At 69.4% G+C, this 19,517-nt stretch carries 13 protein-coding genes, 1 pseudogene and 1 CRISPR repeat array; of the genes and pseudogenes, 11 read left to right on the top strand and 3 right to left on the bottom strand.

What is annotated here, in order from left to right; all coding sequences use genetic code 11:
- Positions 1 to 64: 64 nt before the first annotated feature.
- Positions 65 to 1,021 (bottom strand): ATP-dependent DNA ligase, encoded by a 957-nt coding sequence (locus ACIRC0_RS38390; protein WP_403626375.1) that lies wholly within the window; start codon positions 1,019 to 1,021, stop codon positions 65 to 67.
- A 132-nt stretch (positions 1,022 to 1,153) separates the two neighbouring features.
- Here ACIRC0_RS38390 and ACIRC0_RS38385 point away from each other — a divergent pair, with 132 nt between their 5' ends.
- The 3 genes from ACIRC0_RS38385 (at position 1,154) to ACIRC0_RS38375 (ending at position 3,444) form a co-directional block, all read left to right on the top strand.
- On the top strand, positions 1,154 to 2,074 hold the full coding sequence (locus ACIRC0_RS38385; RefSeq protein WP_403626372.1) for a hypothetical protein: 921 nt from the start codon (positions 1,154 to 1,156) through the stop codon (positions 2,072 to 2,074).
- A gap of 3 nt (positions 2,075 to 2,077) precedes the next feature.
- Entirely contained in the window at positions 2,078 to 3,163 is a 1,086-nt protein-coding gene (locus tag ACIRC0_RS38380) for a Ku protein (protein WP_403626369.1), read from the top strand.
- A gap of 89 nt (positions 3,164 to 3,252) precedes the next feature.
- The gene (locus tag ACIRC0_RS38375; protein ID WP_403626366.1) at positions 3,253 to 3,444 is read left to right on the top strand and encodes a hypothetical protein; all 192 of its coding nucleotides are present in this window, start codon (positions 3,253 to 3,255) and stop codon (positions 3,442 to 3,444) included.
- A 320-nt stretch (positions 3,445 to 3,764) separates the two neighbouring features.
- Here the strand turns inward: ACIRC0_RS38375 and ACIRC0_RS38370 are convergent, their stop codons facing one another.
- Both ACIRC0_RS38370 and ACIRC0_RS38365 read right to left on the bottom strand, forming a co-directional pair.
- Complete coding sequence (locus ACIRC0_RS38370) at positions 3,765 to 3,929, bottom strand: DUF6207 family protein (protein WP_403626363.1); 165 nt, start codon at positions 3,927 to 3,929, stop codon at positions 3,765 to 3,767.
- 3,919 nt (positions 3,930 to 7,848) lie between these two features.
- Entirely contained in the window at positions 7,849 to 8,700 is an 852-nt protein-coding gene (locus ACIRC0_RS38365; RefSeq protein WP_403626360.1) for an IS5 family transposase, read from the bottom strand.
- Between the two features lie 87 nt (positions 8,701 to 8,787).
- A CRISPR array of direct repeats spans positions 8,788 to 10,694; the repeat unit is 28 nt; unit sequence GGAACACCCCCGCGTCGGCGGGGAGGAC.
- 280 nt (positions 10,695 to 10,974) lie between these two features.
- Between ACIRC0_RS38365 and cas3 the strand changes: the two genes are divergently transcribed.
- The 8 genes and pseudogenes from cas3 to ACIRC0_RS38325 all read left to right on the top strand — a co-directional run.
- A complete protein-coding gene (gene cas3 / locus ACIRC0_RS38360; protein ID WP_403626357.1) occupies positions 10,975 to 13,575 on the top strand; it encodes a CRISPR-associated helicase Cas3' in 2,601 nt (866 codons plus the stop codon).
- A 31-nt stretch (positions 13,576 to 13,606) separates the two neighbouring features.
- Positions 13,607 to 13,990 (top strand): hypothetical protein, encoded by a 384-nt coding sequence (locus tag ACIRC0_RS38355; protein ID WP_403626354.1) that lies wholly within the window; start codon positions 13,607 to 13,609, stop codon positions 13,988 to 13,990.
- Between the two features lie 88 nt (positions 13,991 to 14,078).
- Positions 14,079 to 15,740, top strand: coding sequence for a type I-E CRISPR-associated protein Cse1/CasA (gene casA / locus ACIRC0_RS38350; protein ID WP_403626351.1), 1,662 nt, complete (start codon positions 14,079 to 14,081; stop codon positions 15,738 to 15,740).
- Positions 15,737 to 16,375 carry a type I-E CRISPR-associated protein Cse2/CasB gene (gene casB, locus ACIRC0_RS38345; RefSeq protein ID WP_403626348.1) on the top strand — a complete coding sequence of 213 codons (639 nt, stop codon included), beginning with the start codon at positions 15,737 to 15,739 and terminating at the stop codon, positions 16,373 to 16,375. Before casA ends, casB begins: the two co-directional genes overlap by 4 nt.
- Positions 16,376 to 16,389: 14 nt before the next feature.
- The gene (cas7e, locus tag ACIRC0_RS38340; protein ID WP_403626345.1) at positions 16,390 to 17,553 is read left to right on the top strand and encodes a type I-E CRISPR-associated protein Cas7/Cse4/CasC; all 1,164 of its coding nucleotides are present in this window, start codon (positions 16,390 to 16,392) and stop codon (positions 17,551 to 17,553) included.
- A gap of 5 nt (positions 17,554 to 17,558) precedes the next feature.
- Positions 17,559 to 18,293 (top strand): type I-E CRISPR-associated protein Cas5/CasD, encoded by a 735-nt coding sequence (gene cas5e, locus ACIRC0_RS38335; RefSeq protein WP_403626342.1) that lies wholly within the window; start codon positions 17,559 to 17,561, stop codon positions 18,291 to 18,293.
- A 43-nt stretch (positions 18,294 to 18,336) separates the two neighbouring features.
- Positions 18,337 to 18,990 carry a type I-E CRISPR-associated protein Cas6/Cse3/CasE gene (gene cas6e, locus ACIRC0_RS38330; RefSeq protein WP_403626339.1) on the top strand — a complete coding sequence of 218 codons (654 nt, stop codon included), beginning with the start codon at positions 18,337 to 18,339 and terminating at the stop codon, positions 18,988 to 18,990.
- A gap of 56 nt (positions 18,991 to 19,046) precedes the next feature.
- Positions 19,047 to 19,517 (top strand): annotated as a pseudogene (locus tag ACIRC0_RS38325) (type I-E CRISPR-associated endonuclease Cas1); the annotation flags it as partial.

Below are 19,517 nucleotides of genomic sequence, written 5' to 3'. Positions count from 1 at the left end.
GGCCGGGGATCGGGGCGCGCGCTCAGCCGGTTGCGTGTCGGCGGGCGGCCGCGCCTGCGCCGCTTCAGCGAGGCGGCGACGCCAGGCGGGGGACGTCGGTGGGGGAGAGGTCGGGGCGGGCACGGTGCAGGCGTGCGGGGTGGCGCCACCGGCCGGAGGCGTCGCGGGCGACGTCGACGCCGATTTCCACCGCCACCTCGGGTTCCACGAGCGTGACGTCCAGCGTCTCCGGGCTGCCCCACCCGGCGGCGAACGACCAGCCCGTCCATGGATGACCGTGCCGGGCCGGGGCGAGTAGGCCGGCGACCGTGCTGCTCGCCGCTTGGGGGAGCGTCGTGGTGCGGCCAGTGTACTGCAGGTCGCCCTGGTCGTCGTACCTGCCGAGCAGCAGGGTGCGGGGAGCGGCGAGTGTGCCGGTGATCGCGCCGACGATCGCCTCGGTGGTCTCGCGCACCTTGTACTTCCGCCACCGGCGCACCGCAGGTTCGTAGACGCTGTCCAGCCGCTTGAAGATCAGGCCCTCCATGCCGACCGATGCCCACGTCAGCCACTCGCGGACGGTGTCCGGGTCGGTGGTCGAGGGGCACAGCACCCATGGGGCGGACAGCCGGTGGGCGGCGAACAGGGACTCGAGCGCGGTCCTGCGCCGTCGATACGGCCATCCGGTCGTGTCGGTCCCGGAGAGGCGCAGCAGATCGAACGCGACGAAGTGGGCCGGCCACTCGCCTGCGGCCCGGGCCGCCTGGGCGCCGCGCCGCTGCAGCCGGTTCTGCAGCTGCTCGAAGGCGAGCCGTCCCGCGGTGTCCCAGATGACCAGCTCGCCGTCCAAAGCGGTCGCGTCCGGCAGCTGCATGGCCCCGGCCCTAATCTCCGGAAACGCCGGCAGCATTTCGGTGCCGCGCCTGGAGCGCAGTACTACCAGGCCCGCGTCGACGGAGATCAGGGCGCGGAACCCGTCCCACTTCGGCTCGGCAGCCGATTTCCGCGGTAGCTCGGCACTGGCCACGGGAGTGCTGAGCATCGGCTCCGGCAGGGTCCACTTCCCGCTCGATGCCTTCCGTGGCGGTCGGCCGCCGTTCGCGTCCACCCTCAACCCCTACCAGATCAAATAGTGACAAAATCGGCATATCGGGCCTGGGGGTGGGAGGGAAGTGTGGATCTGGACGCTGTCGCCGATGAGCTGTACGGCCTGTCGCCGGGCGAGTTCACCGCTGCCCGCGACGAACGGGCGAAGTCGGCCCGTGCTGCGGGGGACCGCAAGCTGGCCGAGAAGATCCGCCGGCTGCGCCGCCCCACTCTGGCGGCGTGGGCCAGCAACCTGCTGGTGCGCGAGCAGCCGGAAGAGGTGCAGCGGCTGCTGCAGCTGGGTGAGGCGCTGCGGCAGGCCCACAAGGATCTGGATGGTGAGCAGCTGCGGGAGCTGTCGGCGCAGCAGCACCAGCTCACCTTCGCTCTGGCCCGGCAGGCCGGCGAGCTGACGGCCCAGGCGGGGCAGCGCATCAGCGATGCCACCCGGCAGGAGGTCCAGGACACCCTGCACGCGGTGCTCGCCGACCCCCAGGCGGCCGAGGAATGGGCGAAGGGGCGTCTGACGAAGCCGCTGAGCGCCCCGGTCGGCTTCCCCACGTCCTCTGCGCAGTCCGCGCCGGCCCCGGTTGCCGGCCGGGCCGAGCCCGCGGGCGAGGTGGCCGATCTGGATGCCGCGCGCGCCCGTCGCAGCGAGCAGCAGGAGCGCCTTCAGCGGGCCCGGCAGCAGGCCGCGGAAGCCGAGCAGGAGCTCCACGACCGCGAAGCCGAGCTGACGGCAGCCGAGGAGGAGCAGCGCCGGGCGGAGGAAGAGCAGCAGCAGGCCGAGCAGCGCGTCACCGACCTGTCCCGGCAGCTTCAGGACGCCGAACGCCAGCAGCAGCGGGCCCGGGAGGCCGCCCGGAAGGCCCGCGACCACGCGCGGGACGTGGACCGGGCCGTGCGCGAGGCCCGGCGCCGGGCCAAGGACAGCACCGCACACGCCCGGAAGCTCGCCGAACAGACGCAGCACAAGCCTGAGGCAGACGAAATGAAAGGGCAGGGATGAGCGATGGCGCGAGCGATCTGGAGCGGGGTGCTCACCTTCGGGCTGGTCACGGTGCCGGTGCAGCTGTTCACCGCGACCGAGGACCACACCGTCCACTTCCACCAGCTCCAGCGCGGCACCTCCGACCGCGTCCGCTACCAGCGGGTGAACGAGAGAACGGGCAAGGAGGTGGACTTTGACGACATCGTCAAGGGCTACGACCTGGGCGGCGGCGACTACGTGATCGTCGAACCCGACGAGCTGGACGACATCGCCCCGGGCAAGTCCCAGGTCATCGAGATCACCGGCTTCGTCGACCTCGATCAGGTCGAGCCGGTCTACTTCGACAAGACCTACTACCTCGCCCCCAAGGGGGAGGAGTACACGAAGGTCTACGAGCTGCTGCGGGCCGCGCTGGAGAAGGAGAACAAGACCGGCATCGCCACCTTCGTGATGCGCGGCAAGCAGTACCTCGTCGCCCTGCGCGCACAGGAAGAGGTGCTGGTGCTGCACACCCTGCACTGGGCGGATGAGGTCCGCGACCCGCAGCAAGAACTTCCGGTGCTGCCCGACCGCGGCGACGCCCAGGGCAAGGAGTTGGATACCGCCCGCCAACTCATCGGCGCGCTGTCCATCGACTGGAACCCGAAGGACTACCACGACACCTACGAGGAGCGGGTCAAGGAGCTGGTCGACGCCAAGGCCAAGGGCAAGGAGATCGTCAGCGAGGAAGCCCCACCGCAGGCCACCAACGTCCTCGATCTGATGGAAGCCCTCCAGCGCAGCGTCGAACAGACCCGCAGCTCCAAAGGCAAAGCGCCGGACGAGCGGAAGGCCAAGAAGGCATCGGCGCGGAAGCCGGTGCGGAAGGCCGCGGCGAAGCAGGCGAAGAAGACCACGGGCAAGACGGCCCCGCACAAGCAGGCAAGCGCGTCCACCACCGCACGCGGCCGGGGCGTGGGGAAGCGCGAGTTGCGGCAGCTGAGCAAGACGGAGCTATATCAGCGGGCCAGCGATGAGGGCATCCCGGGCCGGTCGAAGATGAGCCATGACGAGTTGGTGGACGCCCTGGCCCGGGCCGCGCGCCGCCGGAAGAAGACGGCCGCGTAGCAGGCCGGCGCCGGACCGGGCACCAGCACAGCGACCCGCCTGGTACGGCTCCGATCACGGTCTGCTGCCCTGCGCCGTGGACAGGGGACATGAATGCTGATGCCAATGACCAGGTGTACCACCCAGGGGAAGTCATGCCGGAGTCCGGAATCTACGAATGCGACTGCGGTCAGTCGCACGAGTACAGCACCGACGTGAAAGGGCACCGCTTCTCTCCGCTTCAGGACGGCTGCACGGGCAGCGGCTGGAAGCTAAAGACCGCCACGCATCCCAGCGACTGACCAGCCACAAGGACTCTGCAGCTCGACCTGCGGGCACACGAAAAGCCCCGGTCGACTCGGGGGAGGGTCGACCGGGGCGGTCAGGGGCGGGGGCGGAGGGCGGTCGCCTCTCGGCGAGTGGCTCCGTGGGGCTTCAGCCGAACGATCGTCCCCACGGGCGATAGGTGAGGCCCGGGGACACTGTCCCCTCCACGCCCGCATGTTGTTGAACTGTGAACCAGCCTAGTTTGTTTCGCTGTGCTGCGTGAGCTGCGCCACCGCTCCGCGACTCGGCCGCCGCGTCGGTTGCCGTGGTCGGGAGACCGACCACGGATTTAGGCCTACGCGTCGGGGGCCTGGTGCAAGTCGAGAAAGAACCGCAGCCGTACACCGGGTTCGCCGGGCTCGTAGGTCGTGCGGTCCGCCGGCGCGACGGCGCACCGCGCGGCGAGCAGCTCCTGGATAGCGAAGGCGGTCTCGCCATCGGCGGCCGCGACGTCCACCACGGCCAGACCCGGCAGGGCCCGTGCGCGTCATTGATCTGTCTCACGCACAGCACGACGTGCCGACGTCCCGCTGAAGTTCTCCCGCTCGCACGTCTTCACCCGACCGGGTACGTACGAGCGCGGTTACAGGCGCGTGCCGACGTAGCGAGTATTCGGGCCCCACCGATCCATCACCCGGGCCATGCACCACTGGCAGAGAGAACAGTCGCCACTGTCGTACTTGGCCCTCCGCGTACGGAACACCCCCGCATCGGAGGGGCGGACCGCATCGTGCTCGCCCCGGACGGCAACCTGTACGGAAGCGCATCGGCGGGGAGGACGAACCAGAGGCCGCCTTCCGCGTGATCCCCTGCGGAACACCCCCACATCGGCGGGGAGGACTCCGGATGCCACAGCTTGATCCACACCCCGTACGGAACACCCCCGCGTCGGCGGGGAGGACGGCGCCTCGTCCTGCGAGGCCGCGTAGATCTCCGAAACACCCCCGCGTCGGCGGGGAGGACCGGGTGGAAGTCCACGCCTCCACCACGGCCGGCGGAACACCCCCGCATCGGCGGGGAGGATGCCGGCGGGGCGTCCGGGGCGTCGAGGTACTGCGGAGCACCCCCGCGTCGGCGGGGAGGACGGCGCCCGGTCTTCTTCGGGTCGCCGCCGAGCGGAGAACTCCCGCGTCGGCGGGGAGGACGACCAGTCTCTCGTCGAACAGGCCGTCTTCCACGAAACACCCCCGCATCGGCGGGGAGGACGGCACCCCGGCGTACGAGACGCCGGCAATCTGCGGGACACCCTCGCATCGGTGGGGAGGACACGATCGCGTCGGCCCGGTGCTCGTGGTACGCCGGAACACCCCCGCGTCGGCGGGAGGGCGTGCGGATCACCGCGTCGCCCCCGAAGGGCATCGGAACACCCCCGCATCGGCGGGGAGGACCTGCCCTCCCACTCGGCTGCGCCGGGCCTTCACGGAGCACCCCCGCATCGGCGGGGAGGACCCTTCCCTGCCTGAGGCTCCCATCTCCATCAACGGAACACCCCCGCATCGGCGGGGAGGACCCGTACTGCTGGGTGTAGATGATGTTCGGGTACGGAGCACCCGCGCGTCGGCGGGGAGGACTCGAGGATCGCGCCGACGAGCCAGTCGCCCGAGGGAACACCCCGCGTCGGCGGGGAGGACCGGCTGCCGTACTCGCCGACCAGCGTGGAGAACGGAACACCCCCGCATCGGCGGGGAGGACAGCTCATCGACCAGGGCGCCGGCAAGACCCTGCGGAACACCCCCGCATCGGCGGGGAGGACTCGACGCGGACCTCGTCGGCTAGGCGCATGAACGGAACACCCCCGCATCGGCGGGAAGGGCCTTCGCGAGCACAGCGTCCTGCCGGTCGCTTCGGGAACACCCCCGCGTCGGCGGGGAGGACCCGGGCCTGCGCGCCAAGTTCGGCTACGCCCGCGGAACACCCCCGCGTCGGCGGGGAGGACCCTCAGAACATGGAGCGCGACCTACAGGCGTACGGGACACCCCCGCGGCGGCGGGGAGGACGGTCCGGTACCTGACGAGGCGGCCGCGGTCGTCGGAACACCCCCGCGTCGGCGGGGAGGACGTCCCGTGGCGCGGCGACGACGAAGCGCCAGCCGGAACACCCCCGCGCCGGCGGGGAGGACGCCTTGGAGACGGCGTCGGTGATGGACACCTTCGGAACACCCTCGCGTCTGCGGGGAGGACAGGCCGCAGTGCTCCTGATAGGCGTCGAACAGCGGAACACCCCCGCGTCGGCGGGGAGGACATCGCGCTCCAGAACCGCATCAACCAGACGATCGGAACACCTCCGCGTCGGCGGGGAGGACCAAGTAGAGAACGGAGAAGCTCCATGACGCAGCGGAGCACCCCCGCGTCGTCGGGGAGGACAACGCCATGGGTCACCGCCCGTCCGTGGTGAACGGCACACCCCCGCGTCGGCGGGGAGGACCTCAACGCGGCGATGACGACGTCCCACCAGTGCGGAACACCCCCGCGTCGGCGGGGAGGACAGGTCAGGCGTCCACGCGCCTGGCCTCTGTTGCGGAGCACTCCGGCGTCGGCGGGGAGGACGAGCGACCGTGCGGGCAGTCGTCGCCGGCCGTCGGAACACCCCCGCGTTGGCGGGGAAAACGTGGCCATGCTGGCAAGGCCGGTCGGCTTGTACGGAACACCCCCGCGTCGGCAGGGAGGACGCTCAGCGGATGATCTCGTACCCGAGTGTTTCCGGCACACCTCCGCGTCGGCGGGGAGGACGTCGTCTCGACCACGTTGAGGCGCCACACCTTCGGAGCACCCCCGCGTCGGCGGGGAGGACAGACCGGCCGCATGGAGCCACCACGGGACGGCCGGAACACTCCCGCGTCGGCGGGGAGGACTGCTCGTCTTCGAGGTTCCAGGAGACGAGGTGCGGAACACCCCCCCGTCGGCGGGGAGGACGACAGACGTGCATCCGGGTCCGCCACCGTTTCCGGAACGCCCCCGCGTTGGCGGGGAGGAGGACCTCGTCTCCTTCGCGAGCCTGCGCTCCTACGGAACACCCCCGCGTCGGCGGGGAGGACATCGACTGGAGCAAGCTCGACGGCGTCACCGTCGGAACGCCCCCGCGGCGGCGGGGAGGACGCTGCGGCCTCCAGCTCCCAGAGGGAACCGGGCGGAGCACCCCCGCGTCGGCGGGGAGGACGAGGACCACGAGACGCCCCCGGACGACGACACCGGAACACCCCCGCGTCGGCGGGGAGAACGCTCACGCCCCGTTCGCGGTGTCCACGAGCTGCGGACCACCCTCGCGTTGGCGGGGAGGACCCGTGGATTCCGACCCTGGACGACCTCGCCGGCGGACCACCCCCGCGTCGGCGGGAGGACAAGGTCGGCGCGGGCGCGGGCGCGGGCGCCGGAGCGGGCGGAGCACCCCCGCATCGGCGGGGAGGACGGACGCTCGTACGGAGGGTGTTCGGCGTAGTGCGGCACACCCCCGCGTCGGTGGGGAAGACGGGCCCACGATCAGCGGGATTGCCGAACGCGTCGGGGATCACCCCGCGTCGGCGGGGAGGACTACAAGAACCTGGGCAAGGCCCCCGAGGGCTGCGGAACACCCCCGCGTCGGCGGGGAGGATCGCACGGTGGACTAAAAGCGGCGCGCTCCCATCGGCACACCCCGCGTCGGCGGGCAGGACCTGGGCGCTGGCCTATCCACCACTGCGACGGCGGAACACCCCCGCGTCGGCGGGGAAGACGCGCTCTGCAGCTCTGCAGCTCTGCAGCTCTGCGGCGGGCCGGGCGTCCGGAACACCCCCGCGTCGGCGGGCAGGACGCCGACCAGGCCCCGGCAAGCCGTCCAGCGGTCGGAACACCCCCGCGTCGGCGGGGAAGACTCGGTGGTGTTGTTCAGCGCAACGCCGTGGCTCGGAACACCCCCGCGTCGGCGGGGAAGACGTCTGTCGCGCTGGGGTCGCCTTGCCCTCGGACGGAACACCCTCGCGTCGGCGGGGAGTACTGGACGCCGAGTTTCATGTCGTCCTTGGATGCCGGAACACCCCCGCGTCGGCGGGGAGGACGGATCCAGGCCACCCGCTGGTCTGGATCACCGGAACACCCCCGCGTCGGCGGGGAGGACCGAGGACACCGCCTCGCCATGCGCCCGGCGTTCGGAACACCCCCGCATCGGCGGGGAGGACACGACGGCGCGGCCGGTCCGCTCGGTGTAGAACGGAGCACCCCCCCGCGTCGGCGGGGAGGACATGGACCCGCAGTACGAGGACGGCGAGGAGTTCGGAACACCCCCGCGGCGGCGAGGAGGACCCGATTCCACCAGCGAGCGCGAACTCGCCGATCGGAACACCCCTGCGGCGGCGGGGAGGACTGCGGCGCCACCTTGCGGGCCCTAAAAGGGCATCTGATCAGCCTTCACTCTGTTGTGAGCGGGATGTCCGTTTCGATTCGCCAGGTTGGTGCAGATTCTCCGGTCAGCTCGCGCGACATTTTGTTAGCCATCGCCCAGTGGATCATCGTCCGGGATCGCTGCGGCAAGGCTTCGTAGTCCCGCGCCAGACGGCGATGCTGCATCAACCAGCCGAAGGTCCGCTCGATCAGCCACCGCTTCGGCAGTGGTTTGAACCCCTTCGTCTGCGGTCGCTGCACGACCTCCACATCGATGCCCAGGCCGGCGCCATGGTTGAAGATGCTGCTCTGGTACCCGCCGTCGGCCCAGACCTTGGACACGCTGGGATGCGCCACGGCCAGGTCGTCCAGCAGCAGCTTGCCGCCGGTCGTGTCGTGCACGGACGCGGCGGTGACAAGAACGGCCAGGACGAGGCCGAGTGTGTCTGTGATCACGTGCCGCTTGCGTCCCTTGATCTTCTTGCCGGCGTCGATGCCCTGACTGCTCTCGGCGACGTTTCCCGAGGTCTTCACACTCTGCGCGTCCACCACCGCCGCGGTAGGCCGTGCGCTGCGGCCGTGAGCCCGGCGGGTCTTGTCGCGTAACAGGTCGTGGACCTGCTCGGTGGTGCCGTCGGCTTCCCACTTGGCGTAGTAGTCGTAGACGGTCTTGTACGGCGGGAAGTCGTGCGGCAGGTACTCCCACGGGATGCCGGTGCGGTTGACGTAAAGGATCGCGTTGACGATCTCCCGCAGATCGTGCACACGGGCCGCCGTTCCAGGTCCGGTCCGCCTCGCCCTCCAGGCGGCGAAGACCGGCTCGATCAAGGCCCAGCGGGCATCGGACACGTCACTGCGGTACGGACGACGAGCACTCACGCACCGTGCAACGACCGTCAACGCCACCAGTCACAAAAACATCCCAGAACACCAACTACCTAGATCAGATGCCCTCTAAGCAGACTCGGAACACCCCCGCGTCGGCGGGGAGGACCACAGCCCACCGCCTGCCCCGTGTACCGGATGCGGAACACCCCCGCGTCGGCGGGGAGGACTTGAACAGCTTCTCCGCCCGGTAGGCCATCAACGGAGCACCCCCGCGTCGGCGGGGAGGACCCCACGACAGGCCCTCCTTATGCGTAGATCGACGGAGCACCCCCGCGTCGGCGGGGAGGACGCGGCCCCAGTGCCCGGATGGTGTGCTCATCCGGGAGCACCCCCGCGTCGGCGGGGAGGACACCCCGAAGCACGGCGCCCCTTGGACTCGGTACGGAGCACCCCCGCGTCGGCGGGGAGGACAAGCGGACCACCGCGGCGGCGATGATGTCCGACGGAGCACCCCCGCGTCGGCGGGGAGGACCCGAGTATGCCGGTCTGCGGTCTGACATGCACCGGAGCACCCCCGCGTCGGCGGGGAGGACACCACCGCGGCGCCCGAGAAGCTGGCCAGCGGCGGAGCACCCCCGCGTCGGCGGGGAGGACGTCTCGCCCTGCTGGGTGATGCCCTGAATCCGCGGAGCACCCCCGCGTCGGCGGGGAGGACCCCCTGACACAGAACCCTCGAGCCCGGGAGCCTGGAGCACCCCCGCGTCGGCGGGGAGGACGCCGGGGCGCCCCAGTCCTCACGCGCTACGAGCGGAACACCCCCGCGTCGGCGGGGAGGGCTCGGAGAAGGCAGGCACGAGCTGGTCGATCGCCGGAACACCCCCGCGTCGACGGGGAGGGCCGGGCGAGCGCGAAGGACTGCGCGCCCATGAGCGGAACACTCCCGCGTCGGCGGGGAGGACGACACCACCGCCCGCACCCAACTCGCCGCATATGGAACACCCCCGCGTCGGCGGGGAGGACCCGCGTGTTCATGTCCTCGAGGGCGCGGGCGGCAGAACACCCCCGCGTCGGCGGGGAGGACGCCAGCCAGCTGGGCGTGGCCAAGATCATCCACGGAACACCCCCGCGTCGGCGGGGAGGACGAAGGAGATCGTCACCCGCCCCTCCTCCCCACCGGAACACCCGCGTCGGTGGGGAGGACGTGCGGTCGGCGATGCGGGTCATGTTGTCGGTCGGAACACCCCCGCGTCGGCGGGGAGGACGGCCCTCGAGGCCCCTGGGGTCCGACGACGCTCGGAACACCCCCGCGTCGGCGGGGAGGACTCCTCGCTCCAACTGGGCGGCGTGCGGAACACCCCCGCGTCGGCGGGGAGGACGAGCTGTGCGCCGACCACGCCCCCCATCCCTGCGGAACACCCCCGCGTCGGCGGGGAGGACGTGCGGTACTCGGCACCGTGACCGGTCATCATCGGAACACCCCCGCGTCGGCGGGGAGGACCACTGGGCCGACGCCGAGACAGCACCATCCGACGGAACACCCCCGCGTCGGCGGGGAGGACAAGGGCGAGTTCTACCCCTGCAAGCCAGACATCGGAACACCCCCGCGTGGCGGGGAGGACTCGGCAAGCAGGACGCGGGTGCGCTGGGCGTACGGAACACCCCCGCGTCGGCGGGGAGGACCACCGCAGGGTCCGGGTTCTGGCTCCCGCGCAGGGAACACCCCCGCGTCGGCGGGGAGGACCACCGCAGGGTCCGGGTTCTGGCTCCCGCGCAGGGAACACCCCCGCGTCGGCGGGGAGGACGACCGGCTGCCGTCGATGTATCCGTCGTGGTTCGGAACACCCCCGCGTCGGCGGGGAGGACGTCACCGTGCACTCGCGCACCCAGGGTGACGTCGGAACACCCCCGCGTTGGCGGGGAGGACGTCAGGGCGTGCTCGACCAGACTGAGCGTGTGCGGCACCCCCGCGTCGGCGGGGAGGACCCGGTCTGTCGGCCGCCGTAGAGCACCGCGTTCGGAACACCCCCCGCGTCGGTGGGGAAAACGGTCGGAGAGCCAAGGGAGCCGTCCTTGTAACCGGGGCACCCGCCTGTCGGTGGGAGAACAGCTCCTGCGCCGTGATCCGGGCGTGCGGATCCCCCGCGTCGGTGGGGGAGGGGCTTGCTGGATGATCGTCTGCGCCGTGACCCCACGTAGGTGGGGAGGGCGGTTTCCTTCTGTAGGGGGGAGCGACGAAACGGCCTCCTGCGTTGGTCGGAGGCGGCGTTGTCGGCGCAGAGGTTGAACAGCAGTTGCGGGGTGGGGATTTGATCTGTTCTCGAGTCAATGTGCGTTCGATGCGGGGCTCGCTGGTTTGGACTCTATCGGTCGGCTATAGGCCCGTGCCGCGGTGTGGGAGGCGGTAGATGCCGGCGCGGTAGGTCAAAAGGGTGCAGCAGCGGGTGGTGTGTGGGGTTGGATGGGTGGGTGGCCGGTGTTGAGCGTGGTGGGGTGGATGTTCGGGCTGGGTGGGGGAAGGCCGGTGGGGGGCGGGTTCCGCATCCGTTGATCTGTCATGCACTGGATACGGCGGTGGTGGCTGAGGGGCTGGTGGATGTGCTGGTGGGGCCGTATTGCCGTGCCGAGTTGGATCGGGCGTTCAGTCCGTTGGGCGATGCGGTGGGCTGGATGTCGGTGTTGTGCGGTGTGCATGACCTGGGGAAGTTGTCGCCGACGTTTCAGGGGCTGCGGGAGGATATCGCCGCGCCGGCCATGGGCCGGGCGGCAGCCGCTCATATCGGGCGGTTGACGCGGTGGAGGGGGCGTGGAGCGCGTACGGATTGTCACCACGGACTGCTGACGGCGGTCCACATGACACGGATTCTCAAGGCCTGGGGGGCGGTGCCGGAGACGGCACGCACGATTGCGTGGGCTCTGGGCGGGCACCACGGAGTGATCCCGTCGGCGGCGTCGGTGCGCCAGGCGCGGGAGGCGGTGGGGGACAACGGAGGGCCTTGGTGGGCTGCCGCGTGTGATGACCTGGTACGTCAGGTCATCACCTTGTGGGGGCTGCCCGAGCCGGAGGGACTGCCGTGGCACGGGGTCCGTCTGAGTACCGAGGCAGTGGTGGCGCTGGCGGGGTTGACGTCGGTCAGTGACTGGATCGCCTCAGCGCGGCCGGAAGAGGATTACGTCGGCGCGGGTGTCGATCTGGTCGCGTACCTGCGGCAGGCACGGCGGGATGAGGCGCGAAAGATCGAGCGCTTGGCGTGGCGGCCGTGGCGGCCGCCGCGGGAGACAGGGTTTCGGGTCCTGTTCCCGCGCGAGGAGCGACCGCATCCGGTGCAGGAGGCGGTCGAGACGGTGGTCGGCCGGATGCGGGGCCCGGGAATCGTGGTGGTGGCCGCTCCGACGGGCGAGGGGAAGACGAAAGCCGCGCTGCAGGCGACGGCCACCCTGGTGCGCAGGTTCGGTCTGCGGGGTTTTTATGTGGCGATGCCGTCCCGGGTGACCAGCAATCAGGCCTTCGATGCGGTCGACCAGCTTCTGGCGGGGCTGGGGGAGGAGGCTCCGCCTGTCCGGCTGCTGCATTCTGCGGCGGGCGAGTACCTCAAGGACCGCAAAGCGCCGGTGGATGTGGCCGATGGGCTGCGTCCGGTTGGGGTCGATGTCGATGGTGAGGGCGATGGTGACGGCGAGGCTGCCGAGTGGTTCGCTCACAAGCGGGGCCTGCTGGCGCCGCTGGGGGTGGGCACGGTGGACCAGGCGCTGATGGCTGCGCTGCGCTCCAGCCATGTGTTCGTGCGTCTGACCGGGTTGTCGGGGAAGGTTGTGGTGTTCGACGAGGTCCACGGTTACGACGTGCACATGTCCACACTGTTGGACCGGTTGTTGTGGTGGCTTGGCAGGCTGAGGGTGCCGGTCGTTCTGTTGTCCGCCACGCTTCCGGCTCGTCGCCAGCATGCCCTGGTAGAGAGCTGGCGGGCCGGCGCGGCGGGCCGGCTGCCACTGAAGGTCGAGGCGCCGACGGCGTACGCGGGGAGGTATCCGCGGGTGGCGTGGGCGGACACCGAGAGCAATGCGGTGGAGACCGTGGGGGTTGAGGCGTCGCTGTTGAACAGTGACCGGGTGGTGGAACTGGTGCGTGTCGGTTTCGAGTCGCGGGCGGAGTGGGCTGTTCGGCAGGCCGGTGCGGGGCGGTGCGTGGCGGTCGTGCACAACCTGGTCCGGCACGCCGTTGAGGCGCACGAGCAGATCGTCCAGCGCGTGGAGCAGCTGCCGGCTGAGGAACGTCCCGAGGTGTTTTTGCTGCACGGAAAGCTTGTGCAGGCGGAGCGCGTCCGCGTGGAGGCGGCGATCCGCGTGAGGTTCGGCCGTCCGGACGGCCACCAGGGGAGCTCCAGACCGCGGCGGGCGATCGTCGTGGGCACCCAACTGCTTGAAGAGGGCCTGGACGCGGACTTCGATGTGATGATCAGTTCCCTGGCGCCCATCGACAGTCTGATTCAGCGGATGGGCCGCATCCAGCGGCACGATCGCGGTGGGGACAGGCCGCCCTTGCTGCTGGCCCTGACCGGGGTGGAGGAGAGCCCCGGGAAGATCGTCTTCCCGCCGTACACGACGAACGTCTACGCCGAGGCGATCTTGCTGCGGACTTGGGCCCTGCTGCGGGAGCGTGAGCGGCTGCACTGCCCGGACGAGGTGCAGCATCTAGTCGATCTTGTCTACGGTCCTGATGAGCTGCTCGCCTGTCCACAGGGCTGGGAGAAGCAGTGGGCGAGGGCCGATGAGCAGCTGGGACGGGGTATCGCCCGCAAGGAGCAGGGCGCTGAGGCTGTCCGCTTGCCGCAACCGCGAAACGACGTCCAGCTGTGGGAGCTGACCGCGAAGGCGACCAGCGCGTCCCGCACTCGGCAAGAGAGCTACCGCCGTGATGATGCACGCTGATAGGGGACTCGACGACGGTGTGGCCGCGGCTGTGGCACCCGTCCTGGGGGAGGAGATGGGCCCGTCGGTGCACCTCGTTCTCGTTCGCAGACTGCCCGGTTCACCTCTGGTGGTGCCGCTCACAGGCGAGGTGGTACTGGATCTGCAGGCTGAACAGAAGAGGGTGGACGACGAGACGGTGCGTATCCTGCTCGATTCGTCCCTGGTCGTGGACGCCGGCGAGGACATCGGTGCCGACGTGGTCGATGCGCTGCAGCACATGGCCGTGCCGCCGCTGTTTCGTGCCAGTGCCTGGCTGCGCAGGTGCCGCGCGCTCGTCCTGGAGGACGGCCACGCGGTGCTCGCTGGTGTCCGCATCGGATACCGCACCGGCCGCGGCTTGTGGGTGGATCACGTCGATGTGACCGGCGACTGATCCTTTTCTGCTCAATCCGGCCCCGATTGTCAGTGGCGTTTGCCAGACTCGCCTCCTGCACGACAGTTGGGGGAGGGGCTAACGCGCTGTGGGGTTCAATCTGTTGACCGAGCCGTGGCTGCCGGTCGTACGCCTGGACGGCGTCAAGGAGGAAGTGGGGCTGGCGCAGGCCCTGAGCCATGCGTCCCGCTACCGCCGGCTGGTGGGAACCACGCCCACCATGACCGCGGCGTTGTACCGGCTGCTGCTGGCGCTGGCTCACCGGGTGTACCGGCCGCTGGACAGGGCGCGCTGGGCCGAGCTGTGGCAGGCGACGGCAAGCGGGGGACTGCCCCAGGCCGAACTGGCCGCCTACCAGCAAGATTTCTCGCGTTGCTTCGAATTATTCGATTCTGACAGGCCCTTCTTCCAGTGCCCGGCCCTGGACAACACCCCCGGCAGCACAGCCAAACTGGTCGCTCACCGGGCCACCGGCAGCAACCGGACCCTGTTCGACCACACCACCGCCGACCAGCGCCCGCTGCTGCAGCCGGCGGAGGCGGCCCGCTGGCTCGTCACCACCCAGGCCTATGACACCTCCGGCACCAAACAGCCCTACCGCACCGAGCGCAGCGCGGAAGGCGGTCTGGGCAACCGCTTCGGCTGCGTCCTGGTCGAAGGCGCCAACCTGCATGAAACCCTGCTGCTGAACATGCAGCTCTACCAGCCCGAAGCAGAACTCCCCCCGCGCACCACACCACGGGACCGACCCGTATGGGAGGCACCGCAGCCACCACACCCCGAACCCGATGCCCGCGCCCCCCTGGGGTGGACCGACCTGCTCACCTGGCCGTCCCGACGGATCCTGCTGTCCACCACCGTCGTGTCCGGCGCCACCCTGGTCAACGGCGTGGTGCTCACACCGGGCACACGCATGGAAGGCGACCTCATCGACTGGGAGGCCATGGCCGCCTACCGGCGCCCGTGGCTCAAGGGCAACAAGCAGGGCGACTTCCGGGCGGTCACCCTGGACGAACTGCGCGGTGTCTGGCGGCACAGCCAGGAACTGCTGCTCTCATCTGACCCACGCTGGTGGAACAGCTGGCGCGGCCGCCTGCGCGCCAAGGGCCCCTTGCCGGCTCAAGAGCCGCAGCGGCAACGACCCGCCGCCCTGGATCACATCGCCGACCTCGTCGAGGACGGCCATATCGCCGAGGACACCGTCTACACCCTGCGAATCTTCGGACAGCAACTCGGCGACCAGGGCGGCGACACCTACGCCTGGTATGAGGAAGCCGTCCCCGCACCAGTAGCGCTCCTGCGAGCCGAAAGGGCCCACGTGGGCTACATCATCGGCTACGCGGTCTCCCTGGCCAATGACCTCGGCGAGCAGCTCAAGCTGATGGAACGCCAGTACAGCGCCGACTTCCACCGCGAACTCACCAAGGAGCAGGACAAGAAACCGACCGACCTGGAGATCCACTACTGGCCCCGACTGGCCGCCCCCTTCGCCACCTTTCTGCGCGAACTGGGCGAGGCAGTACGCCTTGGCACACCCGAGACCGCGCCAGCCGAACGGTGGGGACAAACAGTCTCCGACCTCGCCGACAAAACGGCCTGGCAGTGGCTTCAAGGAGCCCCACGCCGCGACCGCTCACTACTCACCGCAAGCGCCCACTTCGACGACTTCCAACTCGCACGGCACCAACTCCAGCGCACCTTCCGCGGCGGCCTCGCCCGATACAGCGCACCCCCCGAGGAGGATGCATGACGACCGCCCGCACCGCCACACCACCGAACAACACCCGGCAGCGTCGCAGTGACTTCGTCACCCACCTGTACCGCCTGAACCGCTCGATCGCCTCCAACAACCGGCACGCAGCCGCCGAAGCACGCCGCACCCTGGCCCGCCTGCGCCGCAGCTTCGCCGGCCCACGCCAGGAAGCCGACGCCTACCAAACCGTGTTCGACTTCGACCCACCCGAAGCCGAACAGCACATCTGGCTGCTCGTCGCGGGCCTCTTCGCCCTGCATCCCCAACCACAACCCCAAGACGCACACGCCCGATCATCCATCGGAACCGCGATGGGGCGACTCGCCCAGGACCGCGGAGACTCCGTGCAACGTCGCTTCACCCAACTCGTCTCCGTCGAAACCGCAGCCCTGCCGCACTACCTGCGGCAATGCGTACAACTCCTGGCCACCGCGGCCATCCCCCTCGACTACTACCGCCTCCTCGACGAACTGGTCGACCTCCTCATCGACGACCCTTACGGACACAACGCCGACCGCCGCCAGCGCATCCGCCTGACCTGGGCCCGTGACTACCACAGGGCCGGCCGGCCTCATCACCCCGCCAACACCGAAGACGAGCCCGAACCGACCATCCCGGACACGACCGCCTGACCCGGAGACCCACCATGCTCATCGAACTCCACCTGCTTCAGTCCTTCCCCGTCAGCAACCTCAACCGGGACGACCTCGGCCAGCCAAAGACCGCACGCTTCGGCGGCCACACCCGCGCACGCATCTCCAGCCAGTCCCTCAAACGCGCCGCACGCACCCTGCTCCCCCAGCACGGCCTCGACCCCTCCGAACTGGGAGTGCGAACCAAACGCCTGCGCGACGCCGCGGCCACCCTCCTCGCAGGCCGAGGCCGCGACAAAGAACAGGCCGTGGAGGTCTGCCAGGCCGGCCTGGCAGAGATCGGATTCGCTGCACACACGGCCACCGGCCTGACCAAATACCTCCTCTACGTCGGCAAGCCCGCCCAGACCCTGCTCGCCGACTACTGTGACGAGCGCTGGGAGGACCTCGCCAAGGCCGTGACCGAGGCCAGGAAACGCAAGGAAAAGCAGGACAACGCCCCCCGCAAGACAGCTGCCAAGACGCCCCCGAAGAAGCCGACCAAGCAGGCCCAGGAACAGGCCAAACGCATCCTCGACGGCACCCGGGCCGCGGACATCGCCCTGTTCGGCCGCATGATCGCCGACAACACCGACTTCAACGTCAACGCAGCCTCCCAGGTCGCCCACGCCCTCTCCACCCACGCCGTCGTCAACGAATTCGACTACTACACCGCTCTAGACGACCTCCGCCCCGACGCCGAACCCGCAGCAGACATGATCGGCACCGTCGACTTCAACGCCGCCTGCTTCTACCGATACGCCAACCTCGACCTTGAACAACTCGCCACGAACCTCCCCGACGACCCCGACCTCGTAGCCCGCAGCGCCCGCGCCTGGCTTTACTCCTTCATCCACGCCGTGCCCGGCGGTAAGCAGAATTCCATGGCCTCCCGCACCATGCCGCAAACCCTTCTCGGAGTCGTCCGCGAAACCGGCGCATGGAATCTGGCCAACGCCTTCCTCAGCCCCGTCACCGACGTGCCCGACCTGATGGCCGCCTCCACCCAGCGCCTCGTTGACCACTTCCAACAGCTCCGCAGCTTCTACGGCGACACCCAACTGCGCCACACCACCATCGCCTCCATCGGCTCCAACCCCACCGGCATGCCCGAGAATGAGATCGCCCCCACCCTCGACGAATTCATCTCCCGGCTGCTGACGGCCACCAAGGGCTGACTTTCATGGCCACTTTGCTGATGTGCTTCGACGCGCCCATGCAGGCATGGGGCACCAGGTCACAGTTCGCCAGCCGCGACACGGCAACCGAACCCACCAAGTCGGGCGTCGTCGGACTCCTTGCCGCAGCTCTCGGCATTCCACGAGACGCCGACAAGGAGATCCAGAATCTGGCAAAGCTCCGCATGGGCGTGCGCGTCGACCGAGAAGGCGTTGTCGAAGTCGACTTCCACACCGTGCAGAACGTCCCCGACACCGAGGGGAAGAACCATCGCACCGCAGTCACCAAAAGGTTCTATTTGGCCGATGCCCTCTTCCTCGTCGGCATGGAGTCGGACGACACACAGCTGCTGCACCAACTGCACACCGCCCTGACCTCACCACGATGGCCGCTCTACTTCGGCCGAAAGGCTTTCGTGCCGGCACGGCCCATTCCCAGCCCAGGCCTCGGGGGCGAATTCGGCCCGGTCACCCGACAGTCCCTCGACGACGCACTGAGGACCCACTCCTGGCTCGAAAACCAGCCCCGCATCCATGCCAACCGACGCACCACAACCAAGGCCCCCTCCCCGGCATGGCTGCGCACCATCGTCGACGCCGACCCTCTGGCACTGGACGTCGAGCTACGCCATGACTACCCGCTCTCCTTCACCCGGCAGAACCGTTCCTACGCACCCCGAGCAGTACGGATCAGCCATGTTCCCCTGACACCAGACATGATCAACAACGGCCTCATCTGAGCACACCGCACAGCCCGCCGAAACCAGGACACCGGAACCGACCATGACCACCATCTGGCTGACCCGCATTATCCCCAACCCTCGCAACCGCCAAGCAAGCCGCGACTTCCGCAACGCTGTAGAGCTTCACTACCGAGTGATGAAGCTTTTTCCGGACAACCTTGGTGACCAAGCGCGCAAGCAACTCGGCATCCTATTCCGGGCAGAAGAAACCCCCCAAGGGCCCTACCTGCTCCTGCAGAGCCGCACCCAACCTGACGTGAACCTGCTCCCACCGGACTACGGTCAAGCAGACACCAGGCCACTCAACCCCCTGCTCGACGCACTCCGCCCCGGACTGCCAGTCCGCTACCGCATCGACGCCAACGCAGTACGCAAGCCCGGAAGAAAAACTCAAGAGCTCTACGGCCTCAAACCCGTTGTCGCGCTCACCGGCCCAGCCGCAGAAGAATGGTGGCGACGCCAAGCCGAACAATCAGGTCTGAAAGTCGACACCGTCCACGCCACGCGACTGATCGCAGCAAGTGGCGTAAAAAATCAAGGTAAACAGCGCATCCACAACGCTCGGACCCGGTTCGAGGGCAACGCCATCATCAGGGACCCCGATCCCCTGCGCCGCCGAGTCGAAGAAGGGATAGGCAGAGGAAAGGCCTACGGCTGCGGCCTCCTCAGCCTCGCCCCGGCCAGAACCGCGTGAGCGCACCGCGAAGGGGCGGCGACGCCCGCACACGCCTCGCCGCCCCCACCCTCGCCATGCTGCCCCGCGTCGCGGACTCGCTGTCCTTCCTCTACATGGACATGGTCCGCATCGTGCAGGACGACACCGGCGTGTGCGCCCAGATCCTCACCGAGGACCGCCGCACAGACACCGTCTACATCCCCACCGCCGCCCTGTCCTGCCTCCTGCTCGGGCCCGGCGTCTCCATCACTACCCGAGCCCTGGCCACCCTCGCCCGCCACGGCACCAGCGTCGTGTGCACTGGCGCTGGCGTCGTCCGCACCTACGCCGCAATCCTGCCCGACTCCCTCACCACCCATTGGCTCGAACAGCAAGTTGCCGCCTGGACCGACCCCCAGCGCCGCCTCGAGGTCGCCATCCGCATGTACGGCATGCGCTTCCACGACGAAATCCCCGACGGCACGACACTCGCGCAGTTGCGCGGTATGGAAGGCCAGCGGGTGAAAGCCCTCTACCGGCTCCTGGCCCAACAACACGGCATCGGC

Origin of the sequence: Streptomyces sp. NPDC093984, assembly GCF_044764595.1 — a bacterium.
Classification (GTDB): Bacteria; Actinomycetota; Actinomycetes; order Streptomycetales; family Streptomycetaceae; genus Streptomyces; species Streptomyces cynarae.
Note: the sequence above shows the minus strand (reverse complement) of the source record. Positions and strands in the feature narration are given on the sequence as shown.